At 66.0% G+C, this 18,841-nt stretch carries 17 protein-coding genes; 14 read left to right on the top strand and 3 right to left on the bottom strand.

The features are described from left to right. The first annotated feature begins 39 nt into the window (after positions 1–39). From QX010_RS30815 to QX010_RS30750, 14 genes are all read left to right on the top strand, one after another. The gene (locus QX010_RS30815; protein ID WP_257170486.1) at positions 40–978 is read left to right on the top strand and encodes an NAD-dependent epimerase/dehydratase family protein; all 939 of its coding nucleotides are present in this window, start codon (positions 40–42) and stop codon (positions 976–978) included. Next, a complete protein-coding gene (locus tag QX010_RS30810) occupies positions 975–1,583 on the top strand; it encodes an SIS domain-containing protein (protein WP_316183390.1) in 609 nt (202 codons plus the stop codon). Before QX010_RS30815 ends, QX010_RS30810 begins: the two co-directional genes overlap by 4 nt. A gap of 12 nt (positions 1,584–1,595) precedes the next feature. Further along, positions 1,596–2,594 (top strand): NAD-dependent epimerase/dehydratase family protein, encoded by a 999-nt coding sequence (locus QX010_RS30805; RefSeq protein ID WP_316183389.1) that lies wholly within the window; start codon positions 1,596–1,598, stop codon positions 2,592–2,594. A gap of 45 nt (positions 2,595–2,639) precedes the next feature. Continuing rightward, positions 2,640–3,488 carry a transketolase gene (locus tag QX010_RS30800; protein WP_316183388.1) on the top strand — a complete coding sequence of 283 codons (849 nt, stop codon included), beginning with the start codon at positions 2,640–2,642 and terminating at the stop codon, positions 3,486–3,488. Beyond that, a complete protein-coding gene (locus QX010_RS30795; RefSeq protein WP_316183387.1) occupies positions 3,485–4,408 on the top strand; it encodes a transketolase family protein in 924 nt (307 codons plus the stop codon). Before QX010_RS30800 ends, QX010_RS30795 begins: the two co-directional genes overlap by 4 nt. A gap of 8 nt (positions 4,409–4,416) precedes the next feature. Further along, positions 4,417–5,454, top strand: a complete 1,038-nt coding sequence (locus QX010_RS30790; protein ID WP_316183386.1) for a zinc-binding dehydrogenase — start codon at positions 4,417–4,419, stop codon at positions 5,452–5,454. A gap of 9 nt (positions 5,455–5,463) precedes the next feature. Further along, the gene (locus QX010_RS30785; protein ID WP_315805296.1) at positions 5,464–6,081 is read left to right on the top strand and encodes a hypothetical protein; all 618 of its coding nucleotides are present in this window, start codon (positions 5,464–5,466) and stop codon (positions 6,079–6,081) included. Next, the gene (locus tag QX010_RS30780) at positions 6,068–7,111 is read left to right on the top strand and encodes an aminoglycoside phosphotransferase family protein (RefSeq protein WP_316183385.1); all 1,044 of its coding nucleotides are present in this window, start codon (positions 6,068–6,070) and stop codon (positions 7,109–7,111) included. Before QX010_RS30785 ends, QX010_RS30780 begins: the two co-directional genes overlap by 14 nt. 27 nt (positions 7,112–7,138) lie before the next feature. After that, positions 7,139–7,801, top strand: coding sequence for a class I SAM-dependent methyltransferase (locus QX010_RS30775; RefSeq protein ID WP_315805294.1), 663 nt, complete (start codon positions 7,139–7,141; stop codon positions 7,799–7,801). Between the two features lie 681 nt (positions 7,802–8,482). After that, positions 8,483–9,427, top strand: a complete 945-nt coding sequence (locus tag QX010_RS30770; RefSeq protein WP_316183384.1) for a TylF/MycF/NovP-related O-methyltransferase — start codon at positions 8,483–8,485, stop codon at positions 9,425–9,427. Positions 9,428–9,484: 57 nt separating this feature from the next. Next, on the top strand, positions 9,485–10,573 hold the full coding sequence (locus tag QX010_RS30765) for a GSCFA domain-containing protein (RefSeq protein ID WP_316183383.1): 1,089 nt from the start codon (positions 9,485–9,487) through the stop codon (positions 10,571–10,573). Between the two features lie 44 nt (positions 10,574–10,617). Then, positions 10,618–11,511, top strand: a complete 894-nt coding sequence (locus QX010_RS30760) for a hypothetical protein (protein ID WP_316183382.1) — start codon at positions 10,618–10,620, stop codon at positions 11,509–11,511. Between the two features lie 7 nt (positions 11,512–11,518). Next, positions 11,519–12,493 carry a hypothetical protein gene (locus tag QX010_RS30755; RefSeq protein ID WP_315805290.1) on the top strand — a complete coding sequence of 325 codons (975 nt, stop codon included), beginning with the start codon at positions 11,519–11,521 and terminating at the stop codon, positions 12,491–12,493. Between the two features lie 327 nt (positions 12,494–12,820). Then, a complete protein-coding gene (locus QX010_RS30750; protein WP_316183381.1) occupies positions 12,821–13,801 on the top strand; it encodes a TylF/MycF/NovP-related O-methyltransferase in 981 nt (326 codons plus the stop codon). 5 nt (positions 13,802–13,806) lie between these two features. Here QX010_RS30750 and QX010_RS30745 read toward each other — a convergent pair whose 3' ends face one another. The 3 genes from QX010_RS30745 to QX010_RS30735 are packed head-to-tail and all read right to left on the bottom strand — an operon-like array spanning position 13,807 to position 18,835. Beyond that, positions 13,807–15,786, bottom strand: coding sequence for an acyltransferase family protein (locus tag QX010_RS30745; protein WP_316183380.1), 1,980 nt, complete (start codon positions 15,784–15,786; stop codon positions 13,807–13,809). Beyond that, complete coding sequence (locus QX010_RS30740; RefSeq protein WP_316183379.1) at positions 15,764–16,846, bottom strand: hypothetical protein; 1,083 nt, start codon at positions 16,844–16,846, stop codon at positions 15,764–15,766. Before QX010_RS30740 ends, QX010_RS30745 begins: the two co-directional genes overlap by 23 nt. A gap of 24 nt (positions 16,847–16,870) precedes the next feature. Next, positions 16,871–18,835, bottom strand: a complete 1,965-nt coding sequence (locus tag QX010_RS30735; protein ID WP_316183378.1) for an acyltransferase family protein — start codon at positions 18,833–18,835, stop codon at positions 16,871–16,873. Positions 18,836–18,841 lie beyond the last annotated feature (6 nt).

Genomic DNA, 18,841 nt, shown 5'->3' with positions numbered 1-18,841 from the left:
AGCCGGCGACACGACAGGCGAGCCACGGGGATTGCTCAGATGAAGATATTCGTGACCGGAGCGTGCGGCTACAAGGGCAGCGTGCTCGTGCCGAAGCTCCTGAAGGCCGGCCACAAGGTCGTCGCATTCGACATCATGTGGTTCGGCAACTTCCTCGATCCGCATCCGGATCTCACCGTCGTCCAGGGCGACGTGCGCAATCCCGACGCCATCGACCTCACCGGCGTCGATGCCATCATTCATCTCTCCAGCGTCGCCAATGATCCCTGCGGTGATCTCGATCCCAAGCTGACCTGGGAGATCTCCTGCCTCGCCACGATGCAGCTCGCCGATCGCGCCTACCGCCACGGCATCAAGCGCTTCATCTACGCGTCCTCCGGCAGCGTCTACGGCGTGAAGGAAGAGGAGCAGGTCACCGAGGATCTCGAGCTGCTGCCGATCTCGGAGTACAACAAGACCAAGATGTGCGGCGAGCGCATCGTGCTGTCCTACAAGGACGACATGGTGGTGCAGATCGTGCGTCCCGCCACCGTGTGCGGCTACTCCCCGCGCCAGCGGCTCGACGTTTCCGTCAACATGCTGACGATGCAGGCGCTGATGAACGGCCGCATCACGGTGTTCGGCGGCGACCAGACCCGCCCGAACATTCATATCGACGACATCACCGATCTTTATCTGTTCCTGCTCGATCATCCTGAGCACACCGGTGTCTACAATGCCGGCTTCGAGAACATCTCGATCCTCGACATCGCCAATCTGGTCACCAAGCACGTGCCGGCCGAGGTCATCGTGACGCCCTCGAACGATCCGCGCAGCTATCGCGTCAACTCCGATCGCCTGCTGGCGACCGGCTTCCGCCCGAAGAAGACGGTGGAGGACGCGATCAAGGAAATCATCGGCATGTACTCGCAAGGCCAGCTCAAGAACGAGGACCGCTGGTACAATCTGAAATGGATGGAGAAGGAGGTCGTGAAATGAACGTCCTGGCCTTCAAGACCCCCGGCAGCCTGTTCGCCGACTACACCAGCCGCTTCAGCACCGTGCTGAAGGATTTCGACTGGTCCCCCGTCGAGAAGCTCGCCTACGATCTGCGCGACTGCTGGCAGACCGGCCGCCAGGTGTTCTTCTGCGGCAATGGCGGCAGCGGCGGCAACGCCAACCATCTCGCCAACGACTTCCTCTATGCGCTGTCGAAGACGCCGGGCTCCGGCCTGCGCGTGCATTCGCTGTCGTCGAACCCGTCGGTGATCACCTGCCTCGCCAACGACGAAGGCTATGACCAGGTGTTCTCGCTGCAGCTCGCGGTGCTCGCACGCAAGGGCGACGTGCTGATCACCTTCTCCGGCTCCGGCAACTCGCCGAACATCCTGAAGGCGCTCGAAGAGGGCAAGAAGCTCGGCATGACCAGCTATGCCGTACTCGGCTTCACCGGCGGCAAGGCCAAGGCGCTGGCCGACGTGCCGATCCATTTCGCGGTCGACGACATGCAGATCGCCGAGGACGCGCAGATGGTGATCGGCCACATGATCATGCAGTGGCTGTACGCCCAGCGCGGCGACATCATCACGACGCGCGAGGTCTGACGGGCAAGGACGATGGCTGCGAACGAAAAGTACCTGATCCTCGGCTCGAACTCCTTTTCGGGCGCAACCTTCGTCGACTTCCTGGCTGCCGCCGGTCACGACGTGATCGCGACCAGCCGCTCGGACGAGCCGCATGATGCGTTCCTGCCCTACAAATGGCAGAAGCGCCCAGGCAACGTGCGGTTCAAGCGCGTCGACCTCAACCACGATCTCGATGCGCTGAAGGCGCTGCTGGTGGCCGAGCGGCCGACCCATGTCGTGAACTTCGCGGCGCAGAGCATGGTCGGCGAGAGCTGGCTGTACCCGGACCACTGGATGATGACCAACGTCGTCTCCGCCGTCCGCCTGCACGACATCCTGCGCAACTATGACGGCCTCGATCGCTACGTTCATGTCACGACGCCGGAGGTCTATGGCTCGACCGAGGGCTGGGTGCGAGAGGACGCGCCGTTCAACCCGTCGACGCCCTATGCGGTGTCGCGCGCCGCCGGCGACATGAGCCTGCGGACCTATTTCGCCAACTACCAGTTCCCCGTGGTCTTCACCCGCGCGGCCAATGTCTACGGCCCGGGCCAGCAGCTCTACCGCATCGTGCCGCGCACCATCGTCGCCGCGATGACCGGGCAGAAGCTGCGGCTCGACGGCGGCGGAAAGTCGGTCCGCGTCTTCATCCACATGACCGACGTGTCGGACGCGACGGTCAAGATCGGCCGCAGCGGCAAGCTTGGCGAGACCTATCACATCTCCGGCTACGAGCTGGTGTCGATCCGCACGCTGGTCGAGATGATCCTCGCCCGGCTGGGCAAGAACTTCGAGGATTGCGTCGAGATCGGCCCCGAGCGGCCCGGCAAGGACACCGCCTACACGCTCGACAGCTTCAAGCTGCGCACCGAGCTCGGCTGGCGCGACACGTTCTCGCTGGAGCAAGGCATCGACGACGTCATCGCCTGGGCGCGACGCTTCGAGGATGTCATGGCCAAGCTGCCGACCAAGTACGAACATAAACCCTGATCGAGACCCCTGCGCTTTCAAACGAAAGCGCGACTGGAGAGCACGATGAACGTGGCAGTCCGGAACACCGCGGCCAAGCCCGACGTGGCCGCCCTGAAGGCGCAGGCCGCGAAGCTGCGCGGCAAGATCATCGAGATGTCGCACAAGGCGCAGGCCGCGCATCTCGCCTCCTCGCTGTCCTGCGCCGATGCGATGACCGCCGCCTATTGGCACGTCCTGAACATCGACCCGAAGAACCCGACCGATCCGCTGCGCGACCGCTTCATCCTCTCGAAGGGCCACGCCGCCGCGGCGCTGTTCGCGACCTTGGCGATGAAGGGCTACTTCCCGATCGAGGAGCTCGACACCTATTGCCAGGACGGCGGCCGGCTCGCCGAGCATCCGCCGGCGAACCTGCTGCCTGGCGTCGAGGCCGCCACCGGCTCGCTCGGCCATGGCCTGCCGCTTGGCTGCGGCATGGCGCTGGCCGGCCGCATCAAGGGCGAGACCTACCGCGTGTTCGCGCTGCTGTCCGACGGCGAGAACAACGAGGGCTCGGTGTGGGAAGCGGCGATGTTCGCCGCCGCCCAGAAGCTCGAAAACGTCTGCGTCGTGGTCGACTACAACAAGTGGCAGGCCACCGCGCGCTCCAACGAGACCCTGATGCTGGCGCCGCTGCGCGACAAATGGGCCGCCTTCGGCTGGGACGCGCACGAGATCGACGGCCATGACGTCGGCGCGCTGGCGGAGGCCATGCAGAACATCCCGAACGGCTCCGGCAAGCCGGTGGCGCTGATCGCCCATACCGTCAAGGGCAAGGGCGTGTCGTTCATGGAGGACGACAACAACTGGCATTACCGCGCCCCCACCGCTGAGGAAGTCGTCAAGTCGTTCAAGGAGCTCGGCCTGTCATGAGAAATGCTTTCGCCGACGAGCTGACCAAGCTCGGCAATGAGGACAGCCGCGTCGTGATGCTCTCGGGCGACATCGGCAACCGCCTGTTCGACAAGTTCAAGGACAAGCATCCGAGCCGCTTCTTCAACTGCGGCGTCGCCGAGGCCAACATGATGGGCGTCGCCGCCGGCATGGCCATGAACGGCCTGCGCCCGGTCGCCTATACGATCACCCCGTTCGTGACGACGCGCTGCCTGGAGCAGATCCGCACCGACGTCTGCTATCACGAGGCGCCGGTGACGATCGTCGCGGTCGGCGCCGGCCTCGCCTATTCCGGCCTCGGTCCGACCCATCACGCCTGCGAGGACATCTCGTTCCTGCGCTCGATCCCGAACATGGTCGTGATCTGCCCGGGCGATGCCTTCGAGGTCCGCGGCGCCCTGCGCGCGGCAATGCAGCAGGACCGGCCGGTCTACATCCGCATGGGCAAGAAGGGCGAGCCGGTCGTTCACAAGGGCCCCATCGCTGACTTCAAGATCGGCAAGGCGATCACGATCGAAGAAGGCTCGGACGTGTGCCTGCTCTCGACCGGCAACATGCTGCCCGAGGCGATCGAGGCCGGCCACAGACTGAAGGAAAAGGGCATCTCCGCCGAGGTCGTGAGCTTCCACACCGTGAAGCCGCTGGATGAGGACAAGCTCAAGCAGGCGTTCAGCCGCTTCAAGCTGGTTGCGACCATCGAGGAGCATTCGCTGATCGGCGGCTTCGGCGCTGCCGTGTCGGAATGGCTCGTCGATTCAGAGACATCGGCGAAGAAATTCCTGCGCTTCGGCACCCCGGATGCCTTCTTCAAGAAATCCGGTGAACAGGAATATGCCCGCGAGGTGCTCGGCCTGACCGGGCACCAGATCGCGGACAAGATCATCCACGCCTTGAGCTGAGACATCACATGAAGACCCAAGCTGCCCTGCTGGTCCAGACCGGCCAACCGCTCGTGCTGGCCGAGATCGAGACCCCCGCCCTCAAGCCGGGCCAGGTGCTGGTCGAGATCGCCTATTCCGGCGCCTGCGGCACGCAGGTGATGGAGTGGCGCGGCGACAAGGGCGAGGACAAATGGGTGCCGCATTGCCTCGGCCATGAGGGCACCGGCACCGTGATCGAGGCCGGCAGCGCCGTCACCAAGGTCAAGGTCGGCGACAAGGTCGTGCTGTCCTGGATCAAGGGCAGCGGCATCGAGGCCGGCGGCGCCGTCTATGACTGGGACGGCAAGAAGGTCAACGCCGGCGGCGTCACCACCTTCCAGCGCCACGCCGTCGTCAGCGAGAACCGCCTGACCCTGCTGCCGCCGGACCTGCCGATGGATGTCGCGGTGCTGCTCGGCTGCGCCGCGCCGACCGGCATGGGCGCGGTCTACAACGTGCTGAAGGTGCAGCCGGGCGATGCGGTCGCCGTGTTCGGCACCGGCGGCATCGGCCTGAACGCGCTGATGGCCGCCGCCCTCGCCGGAGCGATGCCGGTGATCGGCATCGACCCCAACCCGACCCGCCGCGCGCTCGCCCAGATCTACGGCGCCACGCATGTGATCGACGCGGCTTCCGACGTGCTGGCCGAGATCAAGAAGATCGTGCCGCAGGGCGTTGATCTCGCGGTCGAATCCTCCGGCATTCCGGGCGTCATGGATCAGGCCGTCAACGCCACCCGCCAGCAGGGCGGCCGCGCGGTCGTGATCGGCAATGCCAAGCATGGCGCGGCGCTGACGCTGAATCCGGGCGTGTTCAACCAGGGTAAGAGCCTGCTCGGCACCTGGGGTGGCGACAGCGTGCCCGATCGCGATTACGGACGCTATGGGCGCCTGCTGAGCTCCGGCCGCTTCCCGGTGCGGGACCTCTTGTCGAAGCCCTACAGCCTCGCCCAGGCCGACCAGGCGCTGGCCGATCTCGCCGCCGGCAAGGTCGGCCGTCCGCTGATCGACATGTCCTTGCGTTAAGTCCAAGCCATGCGGATCGGGATCGACTTCGACAACACGATCGCCTGCTATGACGGCGTGTTTCATGCGGCAGCCCTCGAGCGCGGCCTGATCCCGGCCGATCTCGGCCGCGACAAGAACAGCGTCCGCGACCATCTCAACGGCAGCGGGCGCAAGGACGACTTCACCGAGCTGCAGGGCTATGTCTACGGCGCCCGCATGGACCTGGTGTCGCCCTACCCCGGCTTCGCCGCGTTTGTCACGGCGGCCCGCGCCGCCGGCCATGACCTGTTCATCGTCAGTCATAAGACGAAGCACCCCATTCTCGGGCCCAAGCACGACATGCATGCCGCCGCGCGCGGCTTCCTGACCGATCGCGGCCTGATGGGCGAAGCGCCCGGACAGATCGCGCCTGACCGGGTGTTCTTCGAGCTGACCAAGGACGAGAAGGTCGCCCGGGCCCATGCGCTGGCCTGCGAGCTGTTCGTCGACGACCTGCCGGAGATCCTGGCCATGACCGGCTTCCCCGAGGGCATGCGCAAGGTGCTGTTCGATCCGGAGAACCAGTTCGCGGCCAAGGCCGTGCCGTACGAGCGCCGAGTCTCCTGGGCCGAGATCGCGGCGGATGTCGTCCGTGACCCCCACTGACGCCGGCGCGGATCGTGATGCCGCCCTGCTGGCGCTGGCGCAGCGCCTCACCGCGCAGGCCGGCAGAGCGAGCCCGACGGCGCTGACCCGGCTCGCCGGCGGCCGCAACAACCAGGTCTTTCGCGTCGACACCGCAAACGGTCCGCTGGTCCTCAAGCGTTACTTCACCGACGCGCGCGACACCCGCGACCGGCTCGGCGCCGAGTGGAGCTTCATCAGCCATGCCTGGTCCCACGGCGTCCGCGTCGTGCCGGAGCCCTTGGCCTGCGACCGCGCCGAGCAGGCGGGCCTCTACAGCTTCGTCGCAGGCCGCAAGCTGACCGCGGCAGAGCTCGCGCCCGCCCATGTCGATGCCGCGATCGACTTCGTGCTCGCGGTGAACGCCCCGCCCCGCCCCGCGCTGGCGCCAGGATCGGAAGCCTGCTTCTCCCTCGCCGAGCACCTCGCCACCGTCGAGCGCCGGGTGGCGCGACTGGCCACGCTCGATGCCGAGGTGCCGCATGTCGCCGACGCCCGGGCATTCGTGGCGGCGCGGCTGCAGCCGGCCTGGACCGAGGTGAAGGCAACCATTCTGCGCGGAGCGGCGGCCGAAGGGCTCGCCTTCGAGGCCGCCATCCCCGCCGATCAGGTCTGCCTGTCGCCATCCGATTTCGGCTTCCACAACGCGCTGATCGACGACCAGGACAAGCTCACCTTCCTCGACTTCGAATATGCCGGCCGCGACGACCCGGCCAAGCTGGTCTCCGATTTCTTCTGCCAGCCTGAAGTGCCGGTGCCGCTGCCGGTGCACGAGCATTTCATCGACCGGCTGACGGACGGCCTCGGGCTCGACGCCGCCAGCGTGGCGCGCTGCCGGTTGCTGATCGACGCCTACCAGGTCAAATGGACCTGCATCATCCTGAACGACTTCTTGCCGCTCGGCGCCACGCGTCGCGCCTTCGCCGACACCGGCGCCTGGGCGCAGCGCTGCGCTGCGCAGCTCGCCAAGGCCGAGGCACAGCTCAGCCTGATCGGCGCCACATCCGATTAACCGACACTCACACGCCCGGAGATATTCATGGCCTATCGCGAGTTCGTCAGTCTCGTCCACAAATCGACCAAGCGCGACTATCTCGCGCGCGTCACCCAGCGCGACAAGGCCGATGTCGCGGAGATGGCGATCAAGTTCGACTACGACTACTGGGACGGCAGCCGCGAGACCGGCTATGGCGGCTACAAATATGACGGCCGCTGGCGCAAGGTCGCCGACGCCATGATCGAGACGTACGGCATCAAGCCGGGCATGCGCGTGCTCGACGTCGGCTCCGGCAAGGGTTTCATCCTGCACGATTTCCGCGAGGCCATCCCGGATCTCGAGGTCGCCGGCATCGACATCTCATCCTACGGCGTCGAGCACACGATGGAGAGCGTCAAGCAGTTCTGCCAGGTCGGCTCTGCCGCCAAGCTGCCCTACCCGGACAAGTATTTCGATCTCGTCATCTCGATCAACACGCTGCACAACCTCTACAACTACGATCTCGATGCGGCGCTCCGCGAGATGGAGCGCGTCAGCCGCGGCGCCAAATATCTCTGCGTCGAGGGCTACCGCAACGAGCGCGAGAAGGTGAACCTGATGTACTGGCAGCTCACCTGCCGCATCTTCCACACTCCTGAGGAATGGGCCTTCGAATTCAAGCGCTCCGGCTACACCGGCGACCACGAATTCATCTTCTTCGAATGAGTGTGAGCTGAGAGCGTCGACAGGCGCTCTCGCGACGCATCGGCGCCCGAGCTGTGATCTGATCGTCGCCCTTTCGACATGAGAGGGCGCGAGGAAGGCCGGGAGCCTGCCGCCCCCATGGCCCGCCTGCGAAAGAAAATGCAGGCGGCAGGTACCACAGGTTCGGCTGGGACATCCCGGCCTTCCCCGCGCGACTGGTTTTAACGGTGTCCTTCGTGCTCTCCCTGGGGATCGGCTTTCTTGCCCCCATTTGCGACAACGCGCCTTAAGGCACGTTGCGCAGACCTCAGCGTCGAGAGGCCAGGACCACACGACTTCGCCGTCCGCGCCGGCCAGCGCTCGTCTGGCGCAGCCCTCACGTCCATCGCAGCCCACCTCCACGTATCGTGACGACGCGTACGTCCCTCTGCATGAGGCGGGATGACGAGAGAGAACCATATTTTCCGATAAAACGAAAGAAGAATATTTTTCCTGGCGGGACTGGACAGGGGTGATGCACCTGAAGATGCGGGCCAATTCGTCGTGTACGCGCACGCAGGACCAGTTCGGCCACCAGCGCCGCCTCGCCGGCCGACACCCACGCAAAACGAGTGCAGAGCCCGCATGCCGCTTTTGCGATCTCTGCAAAATGTATCTATAAATTGGCGGCGAACATCGCGAGCGGCGGGGAACGGGGCTGTCATGACGAAGTCATTGAAGGTGGCGATTGCCGAAGGCCTGCCCCCCCAGACGCTGTTCAAGCTGCGCTCGATCAAGCGCGCGCTGATGGGGCAGCCGCCCCCCGAACGGCCGCAGGCCGCTGCGGAGCCGCAGCCCGAACCGGCGCCTCAACCGGCCCCCGCGCCGGTCGTCGAAGCACCGTCGGAGCCGCGGACGCGGCAGACCGAAGCCCTGGAGCGGCTCGACGCCCACAAGATCAGCGCGCCGTATTTGTTCTTCGACGTCGACGACGTCCTGATCCTGCCCGCCAAGGAGATCGCGCGGACGCTGACCTTGAGCACGATGTACATCAACAGCGCCGACGTCAAAGGCGACATCGCCGAATTCGGCACCATGGGCGGCTTCACCGCGCGCACCCTGGCGAACGCGATGGTGTTCGACCCGCGCTATCAGCCGAACCAGCCGCTGCGCAAGCTGCGCCTGTTCGACAGCTTCGAGGGCCTGCCGGAAATCACCGCGCAGGTCGACCTCGAGTCGCAGCATGTGAAATCGGGCACCTGGTCGAAGGGCGGCTGCCGGATTCTCAGCGCCGCCGATCTGCGGACCATGGTCGAGGCGATCATTCCGCCGAGCCGGGTCGAGATCTATGAGGGCTGGTTCGCCGACACGGTGAAGCTGCTCCCGGACGATACGCGCTTTGCGCTGATCCATTTCGACGGCGACCTGTATTCGTCGACCATGGACGCGCTGGTGCCGTGCTTCGAACGCGGCTTGATCTCGAAGGGCGCCGTGCTCTGCTTCGACGACTGGAACTGCAACGAGGCCGACCCCGAGGCCGGCGAACGCAAGGCCTGGGCCGACCTCGTCAGCCGCTTCAACATCGTCGCCAGCCATTCCGGCGACTACTCGATCCAGGGTACCAAGTTCATCATTCATTCCTATCTCGGAATGAAGCCGAGGGCTTGAGCAGCATGCGCTTCGCTTTCGTTGCGTCGCGGCCCCATGCGGTCAGAGGGTGAGTGCATGAATTGTCCCTACACCACGCTGCCCGCGAGCAGCTTCTGGCGCCAGGCCGTCGCCGAGCGCAGCCCATCCGATCTCGATCCGCATCTGACCGCGCGGCTCCGCTTTGGTCCGGATCAGCGCGTCGCCTCGGCTGGCAGCTGTTTCGCGCAGCACATCTCTCGTGCCCTGAAGGAGCGCGGCTACAACTACTACGTCACCGAGCCGGCGCCACCGCATCTGACGCCCGAGCAGGAGGAGCGCTTCGGCTACGGCCTGTTCTCCGCCCGCTACGGCAACATCTACAGCACCCTGCAACTGCTGCAGCTGGTGCAGCGCGCCTTCGGCGCTTTCCGGCCAGCCGATCAGTTCTGGACCGACAGCGACGGCTGGGTGTTCGATCTGCTGCGCCCCCGCATCACGCCGCGCGGCTACGTCTCGATGGTCGAAGCCGAGGCCGATCTGAAGCGGCACTTGCAGGCGGTCCGGAAGCTCATCGAAACCACCGATGTCTTCATCTTCACGCTCGGCCTCACCGAGTGCTGGGTCTCGAAGCTGGACGGCACGGTGTATCCGACCTGTCCGGGCTGCGGCAGCGCCGGCGACTTCGACGACACCAAATACGCGTTCCACAATCTCTCTGTCATGGAGACCACCGGCTATCTTGCCGAGGCGATCAACCTGATGTCGGCCGCCAATCCGCGCCTGCAGATCATCCTGACGGTTTCGCCGGTCCCGCTCGCGGCCACCATGGAGCCGCGCCACGTGTTGCAGGCCACGACCTATTCCAAGAGCGTGCTGCGCGTCGCCGCGGAGGAGATGGTCCGGCGCTACGACAACGTGCATTACTACGCGTCCTACGAGATCATCACCAATCCGAAGAACGCGGGGAGGTATTTCGCCAACGATGCGCGCTCGGTCACGGCCGACGGCGTCGCGCGCGCGATGAAGCTGTTCTTCGCGCAGTTCACCGCAGAGGACGCCGGCTCAGAGGTGCGATCCGCCGGCGACGGCACAGCGAGGCGGCCGACTGCTCCGGCCGCGGCGCCGCAAATCATCTGCGACGAGGACGAGTTCTACCGCGCGCTGGCCGCGCGCCGGAGCAACTGAGGACGAGCGGCAGCCGAGGCTGTGATGTAAGGGGACGTATCAGCGTGGACACCGAACTCGAGACGGTTCTGCCGGTCTATATCGTCGGAGACAGCCATTCGCTGCCGTACCGGAACATGGTGTTCCGGGAACGATGGACCGGCGCCTGGGTGATGGCCCGCACCAAGTACATCCCCGGCGCCACGGCGCGGGAGTTCTACGATCCGGCCACCGGCGAGTTTCATCCCGACTTCATCGCTTTCCTCGAATACGAAGGCCTGGTGCGCAACGGCCGCGCGACGCACCTGTCGATGGACGAGACCGACTTCGCCATTGCCAAGGCGGTCGGCCAGGCCGTGCGGCCGCCGCTGATCATGATCACCGTCGGCGAGATCGACGTTCGCGGTCCGCTCCTGCAACTGCTCAAGGACACCTACGACTTCGTTCCGCCGTTCGCGACGACGTTGCCGCTGCTCGACAGGCCGCTGGTGCCGTGGGATCTCATCGACGAGGCGATCGAGGCGCGTCTCGGGCCGTTCGTCGCCGGGCTCGATCAACTCGTCAAGGCCGGCTTCAGGCGCGTCTACGTCCAGAGCGTGGTTCCTCCGACCCGGCAGGAAGCGCGCATCCGCGAGCTGCAGAGCTACGACTGCCCGGTGTCGGTGCGCACCAAGCTGGTCCAGGCCTTCAACTGGAAGCTGGCGCAGAAGGTGCGCTCGGTGAACCTGTTCATGGTCGACCGCTGGTCAGACCTGACGGACGGCGATCTGTTGCGTCCGGAGTTCGATTTCGACGGGGTGCATCTGCCGCCCAAGGGCGCCCGCCTCCTGCTGGAGTCGCTGATCGATCACGCGATCGACAGCCGCGGCCTCGTGGCCAATCATCCGCGTTACGAACTGTATTATCGAATGGCGTGCGGCCTGGATCCGTTCCAGCCCACCAAGCCGAACGCAGCATGAGGACAGCATGGCCTTGGGACCGATGATCAGCACTGCCAAGCAGCGGCTCAAGGGCGGCGTCAACCAGGCGCTCAGCGCTCTCGGCTACCGCCTGGTCCGGGCCGACACGTTCGACCGCCTGAACGGGCACCTCAGTCCTGACGCAGCCCCCGCAGACAAGAACGGCACGGCGCAGCCGCGCCGGCTGACGCTCGTGCCGGCCGCGAACAGCGCTCCACCGCTGTGCACGGCCCATGCACCGAAGTTCGATCCGCACAAGACGCCGAGCCAGCTCGCCGACAAGATCGTCGCCTTCCAGCAGAACGGCGTCACGGTGATCGGCACGAATCCGGAAAAGGCGGCCATGTTCCGGGAAACCGAGAGCTTCGACCGCGACGTCAGCAATCGCCACTCGGCGTGGGACTGGGCCGGCAACAGTGTCGCTTCCTACACGCAGGATCTGCAGACCGGGATGCCGTCGGCCGCCCTCGTCGACTATCTGCATCAGCTGTTCAGCGGCGGCGATTTCGACTCGTTCTTCCGCGGCGTGCTCGGCTGTCCTGCCAAGGTCGCCAACGTCCGGCTGGTGCGCTCGAAGCCGCATGTGACCGAGGGCGTCGGCCCCCAGGAATGGCACAGCGACCACTGTCCCGCCGGCGTCATTCGCGGCGTGCTCTATCTCTGCGATGTCGACGAGCAGACCGGTCCGTTCCAGTATCGCGACGCCAATTACCGGGAGCACACGGTTCTGGGCAAGACCGGCGATCTGCTGGTGTTCGATGCAACTCGCCTCATGCATCGCGGCAGCCCGCCGTCGCACAAGACGCGCTCCGCGATCGATCTGGTCTTCATGCCGCGCATGCCCGACGAGGAGATGACGATCATGGTCGCCGGCATGAACCACTGGCCGGCGGACCCGTTCTTCGTCAAGCCGCCGAAGGAGCGGCCCGCGGACGTCCACGACGCGCTGGCCGACGGACGCCGCGCTGCCAACCTCTATTGACGCATGGCCGCCCGCTTGCACCAGGGATGGAGGACGGCTAAGCCAGGAGGCAGCAGGTGGGCTTGCGCGCGACGGCGCGCTCACCGCCGATGTCGACCTCTGGATGGCCATGCGCGGGATCGCTCGGAGATTTCGGATGTTCATCCCGTTGCGGCCGGTGCATGCGGAGACGCCGCCGTCACCGAGCGCGCAATCCCGTCCCGGCATGACGCCGCCTGCCTGGCGTTGCCAGGCGAACACCTCTCTTCTCTTCGGCGCAGCGCCATGTCTGCGCCATCCCTCAAGGTCGTTTTGCGGTCATCGAACAGCGCCGCGTTGGAGATTTGAATGCTGCAACCGTTGAAGAATGCGCTCGCCACCTCGCTGCCGCCGGACGTGCTGTACTGGATGCGCTCGGTCAAACGAGCGATCCTGTTCCAGCCGCCGCTGCCCTGGCCCTATGGAAACGGCAGCAGCAGCGCCAGCGTGCAGGACAGGCTTCCGGCCGTGGCGATCGCAGCCCCGTCCGTCGACACGGTCGATGACGGACGCATCATCCAGGACATCGCGCTGGAGAAATACAGCGCGCGGCAGCTTCCCTCGCCCGGCGCCTATTACAGCTATGCCGACGTGCTGATCCTGCCGGCACAGGAGATCGCCAAGACGCTCACGCTGTGCGTCCAGTACATCAACAGCGCCCATGTGAACGGCGACATCGCCGAATTCGGCACGATGGGCGGCTTCAGCGCCCGCGCGATCGCCACCTCGATGGTGTTCGACCTGCAGCGCCAGCCGCTCGGCAAGAGCGCGTCCGGGGAAAACCCGTTCCGCATCCTGCGCCTGTTCGACAGCTTCGAGGGCCTTCCCGAGATCACCTCGCCGGTCGACCAGGGCGCGCCGCACGTCATCTCCGGCGCGTGGGCCAAGGGCGGCTGCAAGGTGCTGGCCGCGCCACAGCTGAGCGCGCTGATCGGCAAGATCATTCCGCCGCACCGCTTTCAACTCTACGAAGGCTGGTTCGCCGACACCGTGAAGACGCTGCCGCCCGAGACGCGGTTCGCGATGATCCATTTCGACGGCGACCTCTACCAGTCGACCATGGATGCGCTCGTCCCGCTGTTCGAGCGCGGCATGATCTCGACCGGTGCCGTCATCTGCTTCGACGACTGGAATGCCAATCGCGCCATTCCGACCACGGGCGAACGGCAGGCCTGGAAGGAGCTGGTCGAGATGTTCGCGATCGAGGCGTCCAACGGCGGCGACTATTCGGTCGGCGGCACCCGCTTCATCATCCACGCCTATCGCGGCATCCCGGCCGATCCGGTTTGATCTGCTTACCGCGGCGGCTGCCGGGCAGGCCCCAGGAGGTCGTCGATGGCGTGGCGCGCCAAGAAGATCGAGGCGGGCACCGTGAGGTGCCCGGGATCGAAAGCCGTCAGTTGCGAGCCGCCGGGGCCGATGCGGCTGAGACAGCCTTGGTCGTTGCAGAACACGTCGCGGACGGAGATGAATTCGATATCGAGCTGACGCGTCAGCTCGCGAAACAGCGCGTCGCGGCCGCGCGTCCATTCGTCGTTGGAGCGGAACAGCGTCCGCTCCGGCAACACGGTTCCGGTCTGCCGGTAGTAGTCGAGCACGTTGTGCGACAGGCCGACGCCCTGCCAGCTCGGCGGCGGTCCCATCAGCACGATCTTCGCAATGCCGTTGGCCCTGAGCTGCGCGACCGTGCGCGGCAGATCCTCGCGCAGCACGGACTCGGCGTGGCCCCAGGTCGCGTCGAGGATGACGACGTCGGGCCGGAGACGGCCGATCCGCAGCACGACGTCGTCGTTGATGCTCTTGCAGAACGGGCGGGCCTCCAAGGTATAGCCGATCAGCGGCGGACAGGCGGAGGCCGTATATTGCGCGACGTCATAGCCGCGCTCTGTCGAGAGATGCAGCAGCCCCGGATACAGCGCCGCGCCGTAGGAATCGCCCCAGATCAGCAGCAGCGGCCGGCGCCCCTGCCCGGCGCAGTCGGCGCCGAACGCGGAGGCCGGCTGCAGCAGCAGCAGGCAGCGGCCACGGCGCCAGTGCGAGGAGGTCTCGGAGCCCGAGAGCATGAAGCCCCTGATCTCCGGCGCGAACCGGACCGGCAGGCCGCGCGTGCTTGTCGCCGCGACACCGATCGGGACCAGGGCTGCCATCGCCGCCAGCAACGGCCCCACCCGCCACGCGACGGGCGCGGCTCCGAACCTGATCGGCAGCTCGATGAAGCGATAGGTGAGGAAGGCCAGCACGGTGCTCAGCCCGAGCACCGCGAGCAGGATCCACGCCGGAACCGCTCCGCCGAACTGCAGCTTGGTGAAGGCGATCAGCGGGAAGTGCCAGAGATAGAGCGGGTAGCTGATCAGGCCGACGAACACCAGCGCGGGCCACGCCAACACCCGCTGAACCGGCGTGTCGCCGGCCGCAATCAGGGCCATGGTCGCCAGGACGGGGATGGTGGTGCGAATGCCGGGCCAGGGCGAGGTGGCGCCGAACGCGAAGAAGGCGACGGCGAGGCCCGCCACGCCGACAGCCGCGAGAATGTTGCTGGTCGCCGCACCGATCGGACGATCGGCCCGCCGGCGCAGCCACACCGCCAGGAGCGAGCCTGCCAGCAGCTCCCAGCCGCGCGTGGTCGGCGAATAGAAGGCCCACGCCGCCTCCCTTGCGGGGGTCGACAGACAGACCGCGAGGGATCCGAGCCCGAGCGCGGCCACGATGGCCGCCTTCTGCGATGGCCATCGGGCAATCAGCACGAACATTGCGGGCCAGACGATGTAGTACTGCTCCTCGATGCCGAGCGACCACAGATGCAGCAGCGGGAGACGCTCCGCGCCGGGATCGAAATAGCCCACGATCTGCTCGTGCAGCATGAAGTTCTCGACAAAGGCGGCGGCGCCCTTGATGTTGGATCCGAGCGCTTCCATCTCGGCGACCGGGAATATGAACCAGGCGATCGCGAACGTCGCCAGCACGACGGTGATGAGAGCTGGGAAGATCCGGAGGATGCGGCGGGCGTAGAAAGTCGCGAAGCTGAAGCTCTTGTCCGCGCACTGCCGGTCGATGATGCCCGTGATCAGATAGCCCGAGATCACGAAGAACACGTCGACGCCCGCGAAACCGCCGGGCAGCAGCCGCGGGAAGGCGTGAAAGACGAGCACGGCGATGACGGCGACCGCGCGCAGGCCGTCGATGTCGGGACGATAGAGCAGCGCGTGCGCCCGGCTGATCGGCCGCTCGTGGCGATCCGCTGCGGCCGCAGGGTCAAGGCTTTCGATGATCGCCATTCTCACGCATTCCCTGAAACGTTCGCGTCCTTTCCAGAGCGCCAACGAGGTCGCGGGTGAAATCGGCCGCGCCCCTGGCGTCGAGATGACCCCCGCCATCCCAGCTCGAATAGTCGGTCCGCGCCGGCGTCGCCGTCTCGACGCCGATCGCATCCGCAATCTCACGAACCTGGGTCAGGCAGCCGTGAAAATTCGGAACGAAGGTCAGAACCACGGGCGCGCCGAGCGACTGCACGAAGTCACGCGCATTGGCGATCACGTCGGGCGTGGTGTGACAGTCGGGATCGCGCGTCATCTTCACGCCCGGATTGCCGTCGGCGAGAAAGCGCGGAAACGTGCTCATGTCGGCGGCGCCGGTGCGGTCATCGCGGTCGAAGCGCGGCAGCGGTCCGGATCGCGGGCCGGTGATCGCCTGGCGCCATGGCCGGGTCACGTCCTCGAAGCGCCAGCGCAGATTGCGCCGGATGATCTCGTAGGTCGCGCCGTAGCGGCTGAGCTTCGTGCTCGGGATCGGACGGACGTCGGCGCCGAACGCGCGGGTCAGATTGCGGTGGAAGAAGTTGCCGCCGCCGCCGCCATCGTCGGCGTTCAAGATCCACAGGCGCGGATGGAGGTGATACTTCAGCGCGATCTGCCGTGCGAACTCGCCGCTGGCAACGCCGACGAACGCCATGTTGTAGAACTTCAGGCCGTAGGGCTGCTCGAGGCGCTCGCGCATGACGGTCTCGTCGAGCGCAAACGACACCAGGGATGAGCCGAGGATGATGACGTCGGCCTGGCGGGCATTGTCGATCGACCGGCCGATGCCATGGTAGAACAGATCCTGGTCCTGGATCTCGGTGACCCTGTCGCCACCGAAATTGCGGTACCATGACCGATCACCCGGCCTGCTGATCGCGCTGAAATGGTCGCCTCCCTGCGCGGCGAGCCAGACGCCGAGGCCACCCAGCATCGCCGCCGTCAGTCCGAGCAGGCAGCCGAGATAGCGGCGTCCTGCCCGGCCGAGGCCGTCCCCGGCCTCATGCCCGGCCCAACCGGTCTGCTCTGTCCGACGATCCATGGCGACCACGGGCGAACGACGCGACTATTTGTCGAAGCCAGGCAACACCTCAAGCGCCTGTTTGGCAATGAAGAGGGAGCCGGGATAGGTCAAATGGCCGCTGTCATACGCGGTCAGGTTCGATCCGTCTGCGCCGATCCGGGCGAGACAGCCGTCATCATTGCACATCATGCGGCGCGCCGAGATGTACTGGATCCCTACGCGCTGCGCCTGCGCCTCAAGGAACTCATCGAGCGCCCGCGTCCAGTTGTCGTTTGAGCGGAATTTGGTGCGCGCCGGCAGCAGCGAATGCGTCCGGAAATAATAATCGAGCACATTCGCCGGCAGGCTTTCGCCAAGCCAGGTCGCCGGCGGCCCGAGCAAGACGATCTTCGGGACGTTGAGCTCCTTCAATGCGGCGACCGTTCTGTCCAGCCCGTTGCGCAGGTCGTCCGGACCATAGCTCCAGGTCGAATAGAACAGGACCAGATCCGGCTTCAGCTCGGCGACCTTCTGGATGACGAAGTCGTTCGCGCCCTTGCAGAACCGCCGTTCCGGATGGACGAAACCGAGCAGCGGCGGACAGGCCGAGGCGGTGTATTCCGCGACCTCGAATCCCCGCTCGGCACCGAAATGAGCAAGTCCCGGATAGAGCGAGGCCGCATAGGAATCGCCCCAGACCAGGATGAGCGGATGGCGGCCGGTGCCCGCGCAGTCTGGTGAGAACTCGGATGCGCTCTGATCGGGCTTCAGCAGGCATTTGTCGGCCCGCCAGAAGCGCGCCGTCTCGCTCCCGTCCAGCATGAAGCCGCGAAGCTCGGCCGGAATGCGCGACGGCAGGCCGTTGGTGCGGTCGGCGACCACACCGACGATGCCTAGCGCGACCATGCCGCCCACGAGTCCGCCGACCTTGAGCGGCACCAGGCGCCGGCCGAAGCGGATCGGCCGCTCGATGAAGCGGTAGGTGGCCCAGGCCAGCACCATGCTGGCCACGATGATCGCGAGCATGACCCACACCGGCACCGCGTCGATGAACTGGATGCGCGCATAGGCCATCAGCGGGTAGTGCCAGAGATAGAGCGGATAGCTGATCAGGCCGACGAAGACGGCCGGTGCCGAAGCCAGCACATAGCGATGCACCAGCGTGCCACTGGTCGCGATCAGGGCGGCGGCGCCCAGCACCGGCAGCAACGTGTGAACGCCCGGATGCGGCGTGAGCCGGCCGTAGCGCCAGAAGGCGAACACGATCGCGAGCATCGCGGCCAGCGCGACGAGCTCGCGGACGAGCGCGACATCGATCAGCGGCCGCGGGCCGGCCTCCGCGCTGCGGCCGTTGACCCAGAGCGCAAGTCCCGAGCCGACCAGCAGCTCCCACGCCCGTGTCACCGGCAGATAGAACGCATACTCCGGCGCGCGCGGCTGCACGATGAGGCAGGCAACGAACGATGCCGCCGCCAGCGCGACCGTGATCGCGAGGCTCCTGCGCCGCCATGAGCCGATCAGCATCAGCAGCAGCGGCCAGACGATGTAGTATTGCTCCTCGATCGCCAGCGACCACAGATGCAGCAGCGGCTTCTTGTCGGCGGCGAGGTCGAAATAGCCGACCTGCCCGAGCAGGACGAAGTTCTGGATGAAGACCGCACCGCCGGCGATGTTGGTGCCGAGCGATTTCAGCTCGCGCGGCGGCAGGAAGAACCAGGCGATCAGGAAGGTGACCAGCACCACCGTGATCAGCGCCGGAAAGATGCGGCGGATCCGGCGGGCGTAGAAATCGGCGATGCTGAACGTCTTCGACAGCATCTGCTTGTGGATGATCCCGGTGATCAGATAACCGGAAATGACGAAGAAGATGTCGACGCCGTAGAAGCCGCCGGGGACGGCCGCGGGAAACGCGTGGTAGAGCAGAACCGGCAGCACGGCGATGGCGCGCAGGCCGTCGATGTCGGCGCGGTAGCCGAGCGGCGTGGCGCGGGCTTCTTCCAGGGACATGTTCGGTTGGGCGAAGTTCATCGGACC

It is taken from the genome of Bradyrhizobium sp. SZCCHNRI1009, assembly GCF_032487575.1.
Classification (GTDB): domain Bacteria; phylum Pseudomonadota; class Alphaproteobacteria; order Rhizobiales; family Xanthobacteraceae; genus Bradyrhizobium.
The sequence above is the reverse complement of the archived record's forward strand: the minus strand, read 5'-3'. Positions and strand labels throughout refer to the sequence as shown.